Here is a 16,893-nt window from a genome sequence, read left to right as displayed (position 1 = left end):
GTTTGGATTCCAAAAATTAAGCCAAACTATTACAAAAATAGGATTTATAGTCTTGCAATCAAACAAACATCATTTACTTTTATATTTCCTGTTGTTACTGACGGCAACTTCTTTGTTTGCACAAGATATCCCAGTCCCACCAGTGCCCATTAAAGCTGAGCAAGACACCCTTGTAGCATCTCCTATTCCCAAAATTATTAGACAGGATACCGTTGCGGTAGATTCTGTTCAAAAAGATTCTTTACCAAGAAAAGAACCCCTTTTGTTGGATAAAATTAAATACAAGGCCAAAGATTACGCAAAACTCAGTCAGAAAGACAATAAAATATACCTTTACAACGAGGCCGAAATCTATTATCAGGATACCGAGCTAAAAGCTGGTGTCATCATCATGGATTACGAAAAAAATGAAGTATACGCAGGAAGAATCAAAGACTCCACAGGTGCGTATTCCCAGATCCCGTATTTTAAGCAAGGGACCAATGAGGTAAGGCCCGATTCCATCCGCTTCAATTTTGATAGCCAAAAAGCACTGATCTACAATTCCCGATCGGAACAACAGGCCGGATTGGGGACCTTGGGCAGTGATGCAATGAAAGTATATGCCCAGATCACGAAAAAAGAGAACGATTCTGTTTATTTCCTGTATGAAGGAAAACTTACCACCTCCAAGGACACCGTAGATCCGGATTATTACATTAGGGTGAGAAAAGCAAAGTTCGTTCCCAAAAAGAAAATTATTGCCGGATACAGTAACATGTATATTGCCGATGTACCTACCCCCATTGCATTGCCTTTTGCCTATTTTCCACTAACAACAGGTCGAGTTGCCGGACTTTTATTTCCAGCGATCGGTAACGACCCTACCAGGGGCTATTTTTTACAGAATGGAGGGTACTACCTCCCTATTAATGATTATGTGGATCTGAGTGTCACGGGAGACGTATATACCAATGGTAGTTATGGTCTTAGGGGGGAATCCCAATATTTAAAACGTTACAAGTTTAGGGGAAATGTAAATATTAGGTTCGAGAACATCATTAACAGCCAAAAAGGATTTGATGATTACTCCAGATCCACTAATTACAACATTCAATGGTCACATGCCCAGGACACCAAGGCAAGTCCCAATTCCAGGTTCTCAGCGTCGGTAAACTTTGGTAGTAGCCAGTATTTTAGAAACTCACTGAACCAGTTCAATGTTCCCAACACCCAGAACAACAACCTTTCGTCCTCCATATCCTATTCCAAAACGTTTCCCGAATACCCTTCGGTAAATATGAGCTTAACAGCCACCCATAACCAAAACACCAATACAGAATCTGTAAACCTAACCTTACCAACATTGACCACCAGCGTGGAGCGTATTTTTCCATTTGCCAAAAGGGACGGGATAAAGAAAGGAATTATACAGAACATCAACTTTCAGTACAACCTTAGGGCAGAAAACAGAATTGCAACTACCGACTCGCTTTTTTTTACCTCCAAAATGTTCGAAGGTGCAAAGATAGGTGCCCAACATACCATACCCATAAGCACCAACTTCAAAATTGCCAAACACTTTAGCGTAACAGTTGGGGCAAATTACAATGATGTATGGACCCTACAAACCTTTGAAAGAACATATGACGAAGCCGCAAGAAGGGGCATTGTAGTAGACACCATCTCCGGTTTTGACAGATATGGGGAATACAATTTAAGTGCTAGTTTAGGAACTACGCTATATGGAACTTTTAACTTTGGGGAGGACAAAAAAATACAAGCCATTAGGCACACTATGAGACCCTCTATGAGTTATGGATATACCCCTGCCTTCGATCAATATTACCAGGATTACCTTGATGAAACTGGGGACCAAATTCTTAATGCCAATGGTGAAGTCCAACGGTACAGTAGATTTGAACAGACTCTGAACGGCGCCCCAGGACTAAACAAATCCAGCGCCATGAGCTTTAATTTGGCCAACACGTTGGAAGCTAAGGTGCGGGACAAGGATACAACAGCTTTGGAACCCAAAAAAGTTGCCCTGCTCAACAGTTTTAACCTTTCCACGGCCTATAATTTTGAAGCGGATTCCTTAAAACTAAGCCCCTTGAACATCACAGGAGGAACCACCATCCTCAACAACAAAATGTCCATCAACTTTTCTTCTAGCTTGGACCCCTATGCCATAGACAACAATGGGGTACGTATAGACACTTGGAACAAGGATAACGGAGGTAGCCTTTTTAGATTGACCAGGGCAAACGCCAATGTGAGCTATTCTATCAGCAGTACTAGTTTTGGCAAAAACAAAAAGGAGGAAGAGGAAAAACCAACGGATGATTATGTTGCCGCCAGTGGAGGACGGACAGATGACCTTTTTGGTAGATCCGACAGCTTTGGACAGAGAGGAAGCCTAAGGGGCGATGACAATAAAGAACCTGAGGAAACCACTAGTTACGGGAATAAGCTTCCCTGGGACCTGCGGTTGGCCTATACAGTAAATTACAACAACTCCAATAGGCAAAATGAAATCTCCAATAGCTCTTTAATGTTCTCCGGGAATATAGACCTTACCCCCATGTGGACGGTTGGTGTTTCCTCAGGATACGATTTTAAGAACAAAGGCTTTACCATTACCCAGTTGAGATTTGAGCGCGACCTAAAGAGTTTTAGATTGAATTTTGACTGGACCCCATTTGGAACCTTTGAGCGATGGTACTTTTTTATTGGAATAAAGAGCTCCCTGCTTAAGGATCTTAAATGGGAAAACAGAAGTCAGAGACGATAGGGCAATCTAGTATTAACAGCTAACAAAATTAAAGATGAAAAAAGTAATTACCACTACTAATGCCCCGGCACCCATTGGGCCCTACAACCAAGCGATACTAACCGGCAATACGCTTTATATTTCTGGACAAATACCTATGGATCCGGCCACGGGAAAATTAATAGAAGGGGATATTAAAAAAGAAACGGCACAATCCATGGAAAATTTAAAGGCCATTCTTACCGAAGCAGGAATGACCTTTGAAAATGTTGTGAAATCTTCCATCTTTGTAAAAGATATGCATCAATTTGCAGCAATCAACGAGGTTTACGGGGCTTATTTCAGTTCAGAAACCGCACCTGCCCGTGAAACAGTGGAAGTTTCCAATTTACCTAAGTTCGTAAATGTGGAAATCTCCATGATCGCCATTAAATAGTTTCCTTATGGAACTCCATGAGACCCTCAATAGGTCTTTGGCGTATAACCCCTAGGATTAGATCATTTCGATCTAAAACTGTTGCCAGCTCTTCCCTGAGGTAGTAGGCTATACTCCCCACGAAGTTGACAGGAACCTTTGTGGCCAATTCAAACTGCATAATGTAGTTGTTCACAAATTGTTGCAAGCCCTTGTCTATAACCCCACGACAATATGGATGTTCCTTATTCTCTATAATAAAGCGGGCGAACTTAGCCAGATAGGTATTTGGATTAGGCTGTTTGTATAAGTTATCCTTAATCACATCTGCATCCAAATCGTATTCTTTGGCGAATTTTATCCCCAAATCTTGTGGCATTTTATGGAAGTAGTAATCTCTTAGGAGCTTTCTTCCAAAGAAATTTCCACTACCGTCATCCATTAGGATATACCCTAAAGAAGTTACTTTTTGTATCAATTGGTGACCGTCATAATAACTACAGTTAGATCCGGTTCCCAAAATACAAACGATTCCTTGGTGCCCTATTTTGGTAGTCGCATAAATGGCCGCATAGGTGTCTTCCTTTACCTGAATTTTGGCATTGGGAAAGAAATCTTTGAAAATATCCCTTAAAAATATTTTCATTCGCTCTGTGCCACATCCAGCACCGTAAAAGTAAAGTCCAGTTACGCTATCCTTATTCTTTGAAATTTCAAAGTTATTGGCCATACGGTCCTCAATCACCTGCCTGGTCAATACTTCTGGACTCAGGCCGAGTGTTTGGGTTGTAAACAACTGTTCCCCCTTATCATTTAGGGCAATCCAATCAGATTTTGTAGCTCCACTATCAACAATTAATATCATAGGCCCATATTTAAAAAGAAACCTGAAAACGGACTAATGTCCACCTTCAGGAATTCTTTGAATTAAAAATTATTCTTAAAGGCTAGAAACGTACTCTGCCAAGTCTACCAATTTGTGTGAATATCCTGTTTCGTTATCATACCAAGACACTACCTTAACAAATTTTGAGCTCAATTCTATTCCAGCACCTGCATCAAAGATACTTGTACGTGTATCACCGATAAAATCTTGAGAAACTACTGCCTCTTCCGTATAGCCCAAAATTCCTTTTAGTGGCCCTTCGGAAGCTGCCTTCATTACTTTTTTGATCTCTTCGTAAGAAGTTGCCTTTTCCAATTTCACGGTTAAATCAACTACAGATACATCTGCTGTAGGCACTCTAAATGCCATACCAGTTAATTTACCATTCAATTCTGGGATTACCTTTCCTACTGCCTTAGCGGCACCAGTAGAAGATGGTATAATGTTCAATAAAGCACTACGTCCGCCTCTCCAGTCTTTTTTGGAAGGACCATCAACAGTCATTTGTGTAGCTGTTGTAGCGTGAACGGTGGTCATTAACCCTTCTTCAATTCCAAAATTGTCATGCAATACTTTGGCCAAAGGAGCCAAACAGTTGGTTGTACAAGATGCATTGGAAACAATCTTATCCGATGCCTTGGCTGATTTATGGTTAACACCCATTACAAACATTGGTGCATCAGCAGAAGGAGCTGAAATAACTACTTTCTTGGCACCACCATCAATATGGTATTGCGCAGTTTCCAAAGTGGTGAAAATACCAGTACATTCTGCAACCACATCAGCACCAACTTCATCCCACTTTAAGTTTTTAGGGTCTCTTTCTGCAGTAATACGGATGGTTTTACCGTTTACTATAAGATTTCCATCTTTCACTTCAATAGTTCCATCGAATTTTCCGTGAACAGAATCGTACTCCAACAAATATGCAAGATGGTCTACATCCAACAAGTCATTGATCGCTACTATATCCACATTATCTCTTTTCACAGTAGCTCTGAAGACCAATCTTCCAATTCTACCGAAACCGTTAATTCCTATTCTCAAATTTGACATTTCTCTAATTTTAAATTTTTATGTTGTCATTATTTCGGATACTCTCATGAGCTCCAAATCTATCTTAGTATGCCCTTTAATGGCCTTACTTATTGGGGTCATTGTAATTTTATTGTCTTGGATACCTACCATTAGATTGGTCTTTCCCTCCAATAGGGCCTCTACTGCCCTTACTCCCATTCTACTGGCCAGTACCCTATCGAAACAAGAAGGCGAACCCCCTCTTTGCATGTGACCCAGTACAGAAACCCTAACATCGTAGATAGGAAGGTGGGTTTCTACATATTCCTTCAGCTCAAAAACATTTTTTCCTGTCTTATCACCTTCAGCAACCACTACTATACTTGATGATTTGCCTGATGCCTTACTTCTCTTAAGGGATTCCAATAAACGTTCCAATCCCAAGTTTTCCTCAGGGATCAATATTTCCTCTGCACCTGCGCCCACACCTGCATTCAATGCGATATGGCCAACATCCCTACCCATTACCTCAACAAAGAACAATCTGTTGTGGGAACTGGCCGTATCCCTGATTTTATCGATTACCTCTACTACCGTATTTAAAGCCGTATCATATCCCAATGTATAGGTAGTACCAAAAATATCATTATCTATAGTACCTGGAATTCCTATTATTGGAAAGTTAAACTCTTGGTTGAAGATCAAAGCTCCGGTAAAACTACCATCACCTCCAATAACTACTAGAGCATCAATACCTGCTTCCTTTAACTTATCATATGCTTGCTGACGTCCTTCTTTGGTTCTAAATGCCAAAGAACGAGCCGACTTTAGGATAGTACCTCCTTTATTTATAATGTTGTTTACACTACGGGCATCCATGGCTTTAAAATCGCCTTCTATCATCCCCTCATACCCCCTGTAAATACCCATGCATTCAATTTTCATATACGCACAAGTACGCACAACGGATCGAATGGCGGCGTTCATCCCCGGAGAGTCACCACCTGAGGTAAAAACCCCTATTTTCTTTATGTTTGAACCCATTAAAATCTTTAAAAAAGTAAAACTAGGAAACTTATTCCAATAAACTAATTGAAGCAAAGGTTATTTTACGAACTGACTAAACCTCAAACGTTTTCGTTAACAATTTTTAGCCGTTTGGGTAATTAAGCAACAGAAAATCTAGAATTTTAAGGATTTAGTTATCCCCGTTTTTTTCTGTAAATCGGATAATACTATCCTTTTCAATTATAGCTGTAGAATTTGGTTGTAACGCCTTTTGCTTTTTTTTCTTCTTGTCTTTGCCGAATAATCTACCTAACAATTGTTCAAAGGTATTAAAATCTACCTCGTAAGACAAGCCCACTCCTTGCGTATATCCCTGATTATTAGATAAAAACTGCTGAATTTCGTTCTCCCTATTGAATATCTTAAGACTCAGGGTCCCTTCTTCATTCAACAATACCTGCACCTCAACATCACCGGCAACGACGGTTTCACTAACCCCACCAACCGGGACTCCCAACCTACCATTAATCAATACCTTATCACTAATCTGTGTGGAAACCGTAACCCCAATCCTATTCTCTGTTTGTATATCCGCACTCTTGGCAAGCTGTCCTTGCTCATAGGAGAGTCCAAAATCGAACTTGTCACTATTCCCGTCAAATACTTGGTTCAACAAACCGGAGGCGGTCTGTATGAGGTTTCCTGTTACTGCCTGTTGGTTAATTCCTGAGACCTCATTTACAAAGGTGCCCTGTGCCATCAAGAAAAAGGCATTTCGCTCCATCACTGTTGGATCTTGTAGACGGTATTGCAATTCCGATTTTACTACAGAATTTGTTCCGGGGAATTCAATATCAAAATTGATTTCCGGACTCTCCAACCTACCATTTAATCTTACTACAACATCCGTAGGGATTCTTCGGGTATATCCTGGGTCGTCTAGGAGAGGTGCAGGATTGGCATTCAAGGAATAAACAGCCTCTAAATTTAGAGTTGCCGCCAAAGGATCCCTTTCCCAAACCACACTACCTCCGGGCCTCACCTTAAATCTTTTATCGATGACACCCCCAAATTTATGGTTATATTCCCCTGTAACTACTACAAAATCTCCGTACATATTGAACTTACCTAAAGTATTGATCTCGATCAATAAAATCCCTTCCCCCGTTCCTTTAAGAGAGCTCCCTGTTTTTTGGTCCACCACAATCTCCACTTCGGCCTCTGGAGTCACCAAGAGATCGAACTCCAGCTCCAAACCTTCTGTTGTTTTAATGGTGCGTTGGGCCTCAATCGTTTTTTTACTATTTTTTTCTATGAACGTTATGAAAGAAAAATCGCCCACACTGGCCACATCACTCAATGGAATCTTCAAAGAGGTACCTCTAGCAGTGCTCCCATTTACTTTTATCGTCAAAGCCTTGGTAGATCCATATATTTCCCCTGTCCCGTTCAGAAATCCAGTCCCATAGTATAATTCGTCCTCACTGTATGGCTTATCCATGATCATGAACCGATCATTTTTAGTATCCACTTTTAAATCCAGATTCCATTCCTTAAAGGCTTGATGGGTAATCCTACCATCTATATTGGCCTGGGTATTTTGTGATACATCTGTTAATCCTATGTTCTCAAAATAAAAGGTCTGGTCGTAGAGGCGCACTTGGGAATTTTGGTCAAAGGCATAATCCACATTTAAGTACGGGATAGCAATACCCGCATTGTTCAATGAAAGCTGTCCATTGATATCTAAATTATTTAGATCCCCCGTAATTCTGGCATTTCCGGAAATATCTCCCCGTATATGATCAATTACACCTTCACCCAGTGGACTGAAGGGTTCCAAACTAAAGTCATTAAAATTTGCCAAAAGATCTGCCTGCGGAATTTCTGTCCTATTGGATATTTTACCAAACACACTCATCCTATCCACACCTCGATCGGATAATTGGGCATTGACCACAAAATCTGTCAAGTCTTGATTCCCGACAATACCGATGGAAAGATCCCCTTGTCGGATGTCATTTACAGCAAAGTCGCGGATATCCAAGTTGGAAGATGGCAGGTAGATCCCGTCTTTTTGGCGGACATTTAATACCCCATTTACCTCTCCTTTTAGGTTTAAGCTATCTATATTGGGTGTTATTTTATCCAAGGAAACAATCTTAAACTGTAGTTCCAGATCCTTATAGGTAGAATCTGCCAATTGTCCCTTGAGCCTGATCTGTTCATTCTCCTCATTGTTCATTACGATCTCCTCAATCGTAATACTATCCAACTTACTGTTTAAGATGACCTTGTTCTTGTTATTGCCCTCATTATTTAGCACCCAAGTATTGCCCTTAAAACTAAGATCGGACCTTTTTAGTCCAATCACGGACTTCTTTTGATTATTGAAGGTGTGATAAAAGTTTAGGTTATAACTATCATTGTATTCACTACCCCCTTTAAATTCTGTTCTAAAGAACAGGGTATCATTAATAGTGGTATTGATCAGGTTAAAATCTTTTACATCGTAGTATTTTGTTGAGACATCGGCCACAGAAACGAAGGTATTGAAAAGGGGATTTTTGTTATCCACCTTCACATCAATATTATCAAGCAAATTCCCAAAAGCTGTAATGCTCGGTGATTTAAAGGTTAGTTTGAAGTCGCCCTCATCAGCAATAACGCTTCCCTTGATAAAAGTATTTGGACCAAATTCCACTTCGGGAAAAAACACCTCTACAATTTTATTGTAAATTTTAAAATTAAAGGTCAAGCGTTGCCCGTCTGAAATTTGATAGGGTTTATAATTGGTATAAATACTTCCTATGGCATTTTGAACCAGTTTGCCCAGTTCATTTACTTTAAAGTTCCCTCTTAAGTATCCGGTAATAATATCTGGGGAATTAATATCTATGACCCTTACGGTATCTTTTTCGAACGTTGAGGAAATTTTAAAATCATCGAAATAATAGATCTCATTCTTATTTTGATAGCTGGTCTTGGTAAAATTGATGTCCCCTATAAAATTATCCACACTATTACCGGAAACGTCCATGGCAATATTACCTTTAAAAATAGAAACGCTGTCCTTTATAAAGTTCAGCTTCTTAAAATCGGCATAATCCACTGAGGCCACGAAGTTAAAGTTATTGCGCCTCTCCTTTAAATCTGCCAACCCCTTGAACTCAAATTTGAAATTCTCATCTGCAGATACCAAAGACCCGTCAAACAACTGGTCTTTAAGTACCCCTGAAACATTTATATTTTGATAGTTGTAATCATTAAATTCCAAATTGTATACCTCCCCTGTGACCTTAGTATTCAATGTTTCCTGAACAAATCCCTTTCCTTCTACATTAACATCCAAATTAGTTTTACCCAATTTCTCATTATTGACTATCTCACCAAGATCAAAATCGATCAAGGAAACAAATCCCTGGTAGGAAGCATTGTCTATGTCATCTATATCCGTTAGGGTTAGATCTGCATAACTACTGCCAACAAGGGTATTAATGTTCACTTTTGCCTCTATGACCTTTTGGGTGATCCCTGCCGTTCCCCTTATGGTAAATTGGCCCAATTTTTCAAAAACAGAAGGGATGTTATCTCCAAGGATTTTGGGCATCAAAGATCTAAGTTCGTAATAGCTTGTGGACACATTCCTCATTTGCGCGTTGATCACAAAGGGCTCCGATTTGGTAAATAGATTTTTAAAATGAAAATCGCCCCTTACCCCTGTATTATCCGATTGCAAAAAAAGATCGGTCGTATTTAAATCGTTCAATACGCCATTTACGGTAGCACTAAAATAAGCTTCCTTACCGCTACCAAATTCGCTGTACAATAAGTTCACCTCATCAAAGGACACTGTAGACTCTTCAAAATTTGCGGTAATATTTACCTTGTTCAGAAAGTCGGCAAAATCTTCCCTGTTATAGTTGAAGACCAAATTACCTTTGATGTTGGATTTTGATGTTTTTATCTGAAGGGAATCAAACCTCATCTGTTGTTTGGAATATTTGAAGGAAGTCCCCATATTTTCCACTTTTAGCCCTTTTTTACTGGAAAATGTTAATTTCTTGATCTCAGAGGTCACCTCTGGACCCAATATCAGGAAATTGTTGGCATTTATGTTTAGATCTTTAAAATCAAGGACCTCATAGGTTTCCCTGTTCTCATCAATAAGCCTGAATTTACTATTGGATATTTTTACATCCGAAGATGAAAAATAAAATGGGGGCGTTCCTGGATTCCTGGGTTTTTTATCATCCAATTTGTCAATAAAAACCTCTAGGTTACTATTACGCTCCCCTTTATAAGTCTTCAATTTAAAATTGAGCTTTTCGACATTTATATCCCCAAACTCTAATTTTCCATTCACCAGGTTTCTAATATTAAGAATGGAAGTAGAAAGCCTATCGATGTAAAAAAGGGTATCCTTTTGATAGTCCTGCACAAAAACACCCCTTAAGGATGTATCCCAGGATATGAGAGAAAATTTTAATCGGTCTATATTAATATTTGTCCCAAATTCTGTGTTGATGGTATTCGTGGCAAATTTTGCCAATCTCGTTTGAACTATGGGCAAAGACAAGATAGCCGTACCTAGAACTGATATCAGCAAGATCACCAATAATATCCTAAGGAGTATTTTTCTTAATTTTTTGATAGGGCTTTATTGTTTTATCTTTGTTGTTTTCAAATTTTATTCCAAAACTAAGTGGAACATCAAAATATATTTATTCTTGCTATAGAATCTTCCTGTGACGATACTTCAGCGGCCGTTTTACACAACAACAAGAAACTGAGCAATGTTGTTGCAACGCAGCGTATTCATGAGGAATATGGGGGTGTTGTTCCCGAACTTGCCTCCAGGGCCCACCAACAAAATATTCTTCCCGTGGTCCACCAAGCGTTGGCCAAGGCAAATATCGATAAAAAACAGTTATCAGCCATAGCTTTTACACGTGGTCCTGGACTTATGGGATCTTTATTGGTTGGCACCTCATTTGCCAAGTCGCTCGCATTGGGTTTGGACATCCCGTTAATAGAAGTTAATCATATGCAGGCCCATATATTGGCGCACTTCATAGATGAAGAAAATAACCCAAAACCACAGTTCCCTTTTTTAGCACTCACTATCAGTGGTGGACACACCCAAATAGTGTTGGTCAAGGATTATTTTGATCTCGAAATCCTGGGGGAAACCTTGGACGATGCTGTTGGAGAAGCCTTTGATAAGAGTGCCAAAATTTTAGGATTGCCATATCCTGGAGGACCATTGGTGGACAAATATGCCCAAATGGGCAATCCTAAAGCCTTTCCTTTCCCAAAACCAAAAGTCAAGGATCTCAATTTTAGTTTCAGTGGGTTAAAAACCAGTATCCTTTACTTTATACAAAATCAGGTGAAGGAAAACCCAAATTTTATTGAAGAAAACCTTCATGATATCTGTTCGTCCATACAATATACAATCATAGACATTCTGATGAGCAAACTTAAAAAGGCTGCCAAGCAAACTGGAATTAAACAAATCGCAATTGGTGGTGGGGTATCGGCAAATTCAGGAATTCGGGAAGCACTTAAAGATGCGGAAACCAGGTATGGCTGGACTACCTATGTTCCCAAATTTGAATATTGCACGGACAATGCAGCGATGATAGGGATTGTGGGATACTTAAAATATTTGGAAGGCAACTTTAGCGACCAAAGCATTACCGCTAAGGCACGGTACGTAATATAAACACTTCGGTATGGCTTTCAACGAGGACTTGGCAAATAGAATAAGGGAAACCTTAAAATTGTTTCCAGAAGAGTTCACCGAAAAGAAAATGTTCGGCGGCCTTTCCTTTCTATATCAGGGAAAAATGACCGTTGGTGTTATAAAAGACGAACTAATGGTCAGGGTTATAAGTGATAAAATGAATATGATTTTAGAAAATCCACATGCCCGACCCATGGATTTCACTAACCGGCCCATGAAAGAATTTGTATTTGTCATGGAGGAGGCTTTTCAAACTGAAGAAGAGCTTCTTTCCTGGGTAGAATTGGGATTGGAGCACGCTAAAAACAAAATCAATAACTTAAAATAAAAAGCAGCAACCTATGCAACTTTTCTATAATCCAAACCTGAATTTAGAAACCGAACAGTTTACTTTCCCAACAGACGAAAGCAAGCATATTGTTAAGGTATTACGCAAAAAAACAGGCGACATCCTTCAGATTACCAATGGCCATGGAGATTTGTTCCAAGCAGAAATTCTGTTTCCAGATCACAAAAAATGTTCGGCCAAGATTATTGAAAAGAAACATTACGAGCCCAAAGACAACAAATTGCATATGGTAGTGGCCCCAACAAAACTCAATGACCGTTTTGAGTGGTTTTTAGAAAAGGCCACGGAAATAGGTGTTGATGAAATTACCCCTCTGATTTGTGAACATTCAGAAAGAAAGGTAATCAAAAAGGACCGGATGGATAAGGTGATCCAATCAGCCATGAAACAGTCACTTCAGACGTACTTACCAACGTTAAATGAGGCTATGACCTTTAAAGAATTTTTGGCATCCTCCATACAAGGAGATCTTTTTATAGCCCATTGTGAAGAAGATATGAAAATTGAGTTAAAAGAACGGATGAGACCAAAATCACACACCACTATTCTCATAGGTCCTGAAGGGGATTTTTCCACCAATGAAATAGCATTGGCCCTAGAAAAGGGATTCCTCCCCGTTGCCCTTGGACAAACCAGGTTACGCACCGAAACCGCAGCCATTTTTGCCTGTACCACAGTAGCCTTAATAAACTAGTAAAAAAATTCCGCACTTCCAACTATATATAATGGGAAATGCGGAACCACAATAAACACTTACTAACTTATCCAGTAAGATGAACACCGAATAATCTCTTTATACACAGGCCATAATTGACCAGCAGAATACTTTCATTGCCTCTATTGATAATCGCTTATTACCAAATGTAGAATACTACTACCAAATGCTTTTGTCCCCTCAAATTAGTGAATCACAGCCCACTTAAAAAGTATTGGGGCATAATGATTTTTTTGAGCCTCTTTTATTAGTAAATTTGAAGTACCTAAAGATACACAACTCAATGAAAAAACTTGCTTATTCTGCTATAATTTTAACCTTTTTTTTGAGTTTTAACATTGATGCTCAGGAAATTGCAGTTTTAAAATACAACGGTGGCGGAGACTGGTATGCCAATCCTACAGCATTACCAAATCTCATAAGATTTTGCAACGACAAAATAGGGACTCAGATAAACTCCAAAGCACAAACCGTGGAGGTGGGCGATATCAATTTATTTCAATATCCCTTTTTACATATGACCGGACATGGGAATGTATACTTTTCCCAAGAAGAGGCAGAAAACCTCAGAACCTATTTACTTGCTGGCGGGTTTTTACATATTGATGATAATTATGGGATGGAGCCTTATTTAAAAAAAGAGCTTTCTAAAGTATTTCCAGACAAGGAATTGGAGGAATTGGGAAAGGACCACCCTATTTTCCAGGTACACTATAAATTCCCGGATGGCCTGCCTAAAATCCACGAACATGATGGCAAACGACCTCAAGCCCTTGGAATATTCCATGAAGGTCGCCTGGTACTGTTATTTACTTATGAAAGCGACCTCAGTGATGGCTGGGAGGATGAAGCCGTTCACAATGACCCTTCAGAGGTGAGGCTTAAAGCACTACAGATGGGCGCCAATATTATTTCTTACGTATTTAAAAGTTAAAGCTATGACATCAAATACAATCGCCTACGGTATTATAAGGGCAGTTGCCATCATTACAGGAGTCCTATTATTGCTTTATTTTCTTTACACTATCCAATCTGTCATAGCGTATCTCGCGATTGCAGCGGTGGTAGCCCTGATCGGGAGGCCCATTGTTATCTTTCTTAGAAAAAGATTAAAACTACCTAATATCGTGGCCGTTATAATGACTATGTTAATGATGGTATCCATCTTTGCTGGGATAGTTGCTCTTTTTGTTCCGTTAATTACAGAACAGAGTAGAAACTTGTCCCTTTTGGATATTGACAACTTACAAAAAAGTCTCGATTCCCTATACTGGGAAGCTACTGAGTACTTTGGGGCATCACCGAAGGTGGTCAATGAAATGATAGAGGACGCCGATATTGAAAGGACCATTTTAAAAGATTTTAATATGGGATTTATTCCCAATTTCCTCAACTCATTTGTAGATGTTTTGAGCACTGTTAGTATAGGTCTTTTTTCCGTTCTATTTATCTCGTTCTTCTTTTTAAAGGACAGCAAATTATTCCAAAAAGGAATTCTAATTTTTATGCCCAAGGATAAAGAAGGAGGCATGGTCAATTCTATGGACAAAATCAAAAACTTACTGTCCAGATATTTTGTCGGACTCTTGTTACAAATATTTATCCTCTTCGTGATTTACACGGTGGTATTACTTATAGTTGGAATCGAAAATGCAGTCGTCATAGCCTTCCTCTGTGCGCTGTTCAATATCATCCCTTATTTGGGTCCGATCATAGGCGGCAGCATCATGATTATTTTGACCATGACCAGTAATTTGGGAGCTGATTTTAGCGCAGTAATTCTACCAAAAACTGGGTGGGTATTTTTAGGTCTTGTCATCGGTCAACTGGTAGATAATTTCTTTTCGCAGCCTTTCATATTTTCCAGTAGTGTGAAGTCGCACCCCCTAGAAATATTCTTGATCATAATAATTGCCGGACTCCTTTTTGGAGTTGTCGGGATGATCATTGCAGTCCCTGGCTATACTGCAATAAAGGTAATTTTAAAGGAGTTTTTGGCTGATAACAAGATTGTGATGTCCATCACTAAAAACTTATAGTTTTACTTTGAATAAAAATATATTACATACTGGTGTACAAGAATTTATAAATAAAAATAGCAATACTGACATCGTGTCAGTATTGCTAAAAAAAGTAACTTTTGAAGGGGTTGGCACCAAAGAATTGGCGCAACAGATAGAAGCCAAGAAAAAGTGTGAGTCAAAGCTTCCCACTTGGTTTCAAACCAACAATATCTACTACCCTGACAAGTTGAACATTGAACAGACATCGTCCGAAACCACAGCCCAATATAAGGCTAATCTGGTTAATGGAAAATCGATGATAGACCTCACTGGTGGGTACGGTGTGGACGACTATTTTTTTAGTAAAAAATTTGAACAGGTGGTCCATTGTGAAATCAATGTAAACCTTTCCGAAATTGCTGTTTATAATTATAAAATATTTGGGATAAAAAACATTCAATGCATACCTGAAAACGGACTTCATTATTTAGAAGCTTCGACTCAAAAATTTGATTGGATCTATATAGACCCATCTCGAAGAAATGACGCCAAGGGAAAAGTTTTTATGCTTTCCGATTGCCTTCCTGATGTACCAAACAATCTATCCCTTTTATTTGATAAAGCCTCCAATATTTTAATCAAAACCTCTCCCCTTTTAGATTTTACCATTGGCAAAAACGAACTGGATTTTGTAAAAGAAATTCATGTGGTCGCGGTTAAAAACGAGGTCAAAGAATTACTCTGGATTTTGGAAAAAGATTACAACGGAGAGATAACCATTAAGACCATCAATTTTAATACCGAGAGGGATGAGAAATTCCAGTTTGATTGGGTAGATGAAAAAAGGAATATATCCCATTTCGGCCCTCCACAAACCTATCTATACGAACCCAACGCGGCCGTATTAAAATCTGGGGCCTTCAAAACGGTTGGGAATATATACGGACTCAAAAAACTACATGAGCATTCGCATTTATATACATCCGATACCTTGATTGGATTCCCAGGTAGGTCCTTTAGGATCGAAAAAATGATTCCCTACAACAAAAAAGCCATCCAACAACTGGGAATCAGGAAGGCAAATGTTACCACTAGGAACTTTCCAGAAAGTGTTGCGAGTATTCGCAAGAAGCACAAATTAAAAGATGGAGGGGATGTTTATTTGTTCTTCACCACTACCAATGATGGTAACTATTGTGTCCTGCAATGTTCAAAAATCCAAGATACTAATTAGTGCACTCCCATTTAAAATTGGCAATCTTATCGTTGGTGGCCGAAGAAAGGTTGTAATGCCACCATTCTGTACGAATGGACCAAAAGCCATGGGCTTCCATCGTTTCTTTCAAAAGCTTTCTATTTTCCAAAATCTCTTGTGGCAGATCATAATTGTCATGATAGGCCCTTTTACCAAAGAAATCAAAATCGGTTCCCATATCCAATTCCCGCCCTTCCAATGTGGCCAAAGTGATGTCCACGGCACCTCCCTTGTTATGAATAGATCCCTTAACCGGGTTGGCTACATATTGGGGGTTGGGAACTATTTCCCACATTTTGTATTGTACCGAATTTGGTCTGTAACAGTCAAAGAATTTAATTTTATAGCCCTTTTCCATCAATTCGTCATTCGCTTTGAGCAAAGCTTTTGCCGTTTTCACCCTAGTATAGCACTCTGGGCAATCGTAGACCTGGGACTTTAAAAAATTATTGGTTGTAGCATATCGCAAATCATAATAAAAATCCTCACTGTAATCGGCCAATCGAACAAAGGTGGTATCCGCCAACAACTTCAAAGGTGTAGTTTGTTTGATCGGTTCAGATGCCTCTACCGTATCCTTTACCGCAACTTCCTGCTTTGCCTTTATCGTTTCCTCCTTTTTAGGGATGACGTCCTTACAAGCCATTAAAATTAATGGAGCAACCACCCAGACTATCCTATAATACCTTAACTTGCCTATCATATTCAATTATAAAACAACAATTGGCAAAATACACCAATCAT

Annotated in this window: 13 protein-coding genes; 8 read left to right on the top strand and 5 right to left on the bottom strand. The window is 39.2% G+C overall.

Features of this window, described 5'->3' with window-relative positions:
* Positions 1–52: 52 nt before the first annotated feature.
* Together SB49_RS02295 and SB49_RS02290 are read left to right on the top strand one after the other, a co-directional pair.
* Positions 53–2,773, top strand: a complete 2,721-nt coding sequence (locus SB49_RS02295; RefSeq protein ID WP_062053464.1) for a putative LPS assembly protein LptD — start codon at positions 53–55, stop codon at positions 2,771–2,773.
* A 34-nt stretch (positions 2,774–2,807) separates the two neighbouring features.
* Positions 2,808–3,188, top strand: a complete 381-nt coding sequence (locus SB49_RS02290; RefSeq protein WP_062053463.1) for a RidA family protein — start codon at positions 2,808–2,810, stop codon at positions 3,186–3,188.
* Here the strand turns inward: SB49_RS02290 and SB49_RS02285 are convergent.
* The 4 genes from SB49_RS02285 to SB49_RS02270 form a co-directional block, all read right to left on the bottom strand.
* Entirely contained in the window at positions 3,181–4,032 is an 852-nt protein-coding gene (locus SB49_RS02285; RefSeq protein ID WP_062053461.1) for an N-acetylglucosamine kinase, read from the bottom strand. The two genes, SB49_RS02290 and SB49_RS02285, sit on opposite strands and share 8 nt — an antisense overlap.
* A gap of 75 nt (positions 4,033–4,107) precedes the next feature.
* On the bottom strand, positions 4,108–5,109 hold the full coding sequence (gap, locus tag SB49_RS02280) for a type I glyceraldehyde-3-phosphate dehydrogenase (protein WP_062053459.1): 1,002 nt from the start codon (positions 5,107–5,109) through the stop codon (positions 4,108–4,110).
* A gap of 18 nt (positions 5,110–5,127) precedes the next feature.
* Complete coding sequence (gene pfkA, locus SB49_RS02275; protein ID WP_062053457.1) at positions 5,128–6,114, bottom strand: 6-phosphofructokinase; 987 nt, start codon at positions 6,112–6,114, stop codon at positions 5,128–5,130.
* A gap of 154 nt (positions 6,115–6,268) precedes the next feature.
* Positions 6,269–10,693: a translocation/assembly module TamB domain-containing protein gene (locus tag SB49_RS02270; protein WP_335337886.1), complete on the bottom strand. Its 4,425-nt coding sequence runs from the start codon at positions 10,691–10,693 to the stop codon at positions 6,269–6,271.
* A gap of 90 nt (positions 10,694–10,783) precedes the next feature.
* Here SB49_RS02270 and tsaD point away from each other — a divergent pair, with 90 nt between their 5' ends.
* The 6 genes from tsaD (at position 10,784) to SB49_RS02240 (ending at position 16,128) form a co-directional block, all read left to right on the top strand.
* The gene (tsaD, locus tag SB49_RS02265; RefSeq protein WP_062053452.1) at positions 10,784–11,806 is read left to right on the top strand and encodes a tRNA (adenosine(37)-N6)-threonylcarbamoyltransferase complex transferase subunit TsaD; all 1,023 of its coding nucleotides are present in this window, start codon (positions 10,784–10,786) and stop codon (positions 11,804–11,806) included.
* Positions 11,807–11,816: 10 nt separating this feature from the next.
* Positions 11,817–12,155, top strand: a complete 339-nt coding sequence (locus tag SB49_RS02260; protein ID WP_062053450.1) for a TfoX/Sxy family protein — start codon at positions 11,817–11,819, stop codon at positions 12,153–12,155.
* Between the two features lie 13 nt (positions 12,156–12,168).
* A complete protein-coding gene (locus SB49_RS02255; protein ID WP_062053448.1) occupies positions 12,169–12,870 on the top strand; it encodes a 16S rRNA (uracil(1498)-N(3))-methyltransferase in 702 nt (233 codons plus the stop codon).
* A gap of 304 nt (positions 12,871–13,174) precedes the next feature.
* Positions 13,175–13,825 (top strand): DUF4159 domain-containing protein, encoded by a 651-nt coding sequence (locus SB49_RS02250; protein ID WP_062053446.1) that lies wholly within the window; start codon positions 13,175–13,177, stop codon positions 13,823–13,825.
* A gap of 4 nt (positions 13,826–13,829) precedes the next feature.
* Positions 13,830–14,930, top strand: a complete 1,101-nt coding sequence (locus SB49_RS02245; protein WP_062053444.1) for an AI-2E family transporter — start codon at positions 13,830–13,832, stop codon at positions 14,928–14,930.
* 73 nt (positions 14,931–15,003) lie between these two features.
* Positions 15,004–16,128: a THUMP-like domain-containing protein gene (locus SB49_RS02240; RefSeq protein ID WP_335337885.1), complete on the top strand. Its 1,125-nt coding sequence runs from the start codon at positions 15,004–15,006 to the stop codon at positions 16,126–16,128.
* On the opposite strand, the gene SB49_RS02235 is transcribed toward SB49_RS02240, so the two are convergent.
* A complete protein-coding gene (locus SB49_RS02235; RefSeq protein WP_062053440.1) occupies positions 16,121–16,852 on the bottom strand; it encodes a M15 family metallopeptidase in 732 nt (243 codons plus the stop codon). The two genes, SB49_RS02240 and SB49_RS02235, sit on opposite strands and share 8 nt — an antisense overlap.
* Between the last annotated feature and the right edge of the window lie 41 nt (positions 16,853–16,893).

The sequence above is a fragment of the Sediminicola sp. YIK13 genome (assembly GCF_001430825.1).
Lineage (GTDB): Bacteria > Bacteroidota > Bacteroidia > Flavobacteriales > Flavobacteriaceae > Sediminicola.
The sequence above is the reverse complement of the archived record's forward strand: the minus strand, read 5'-3'. Positions and strand labels throughout refer to the sequence as shown.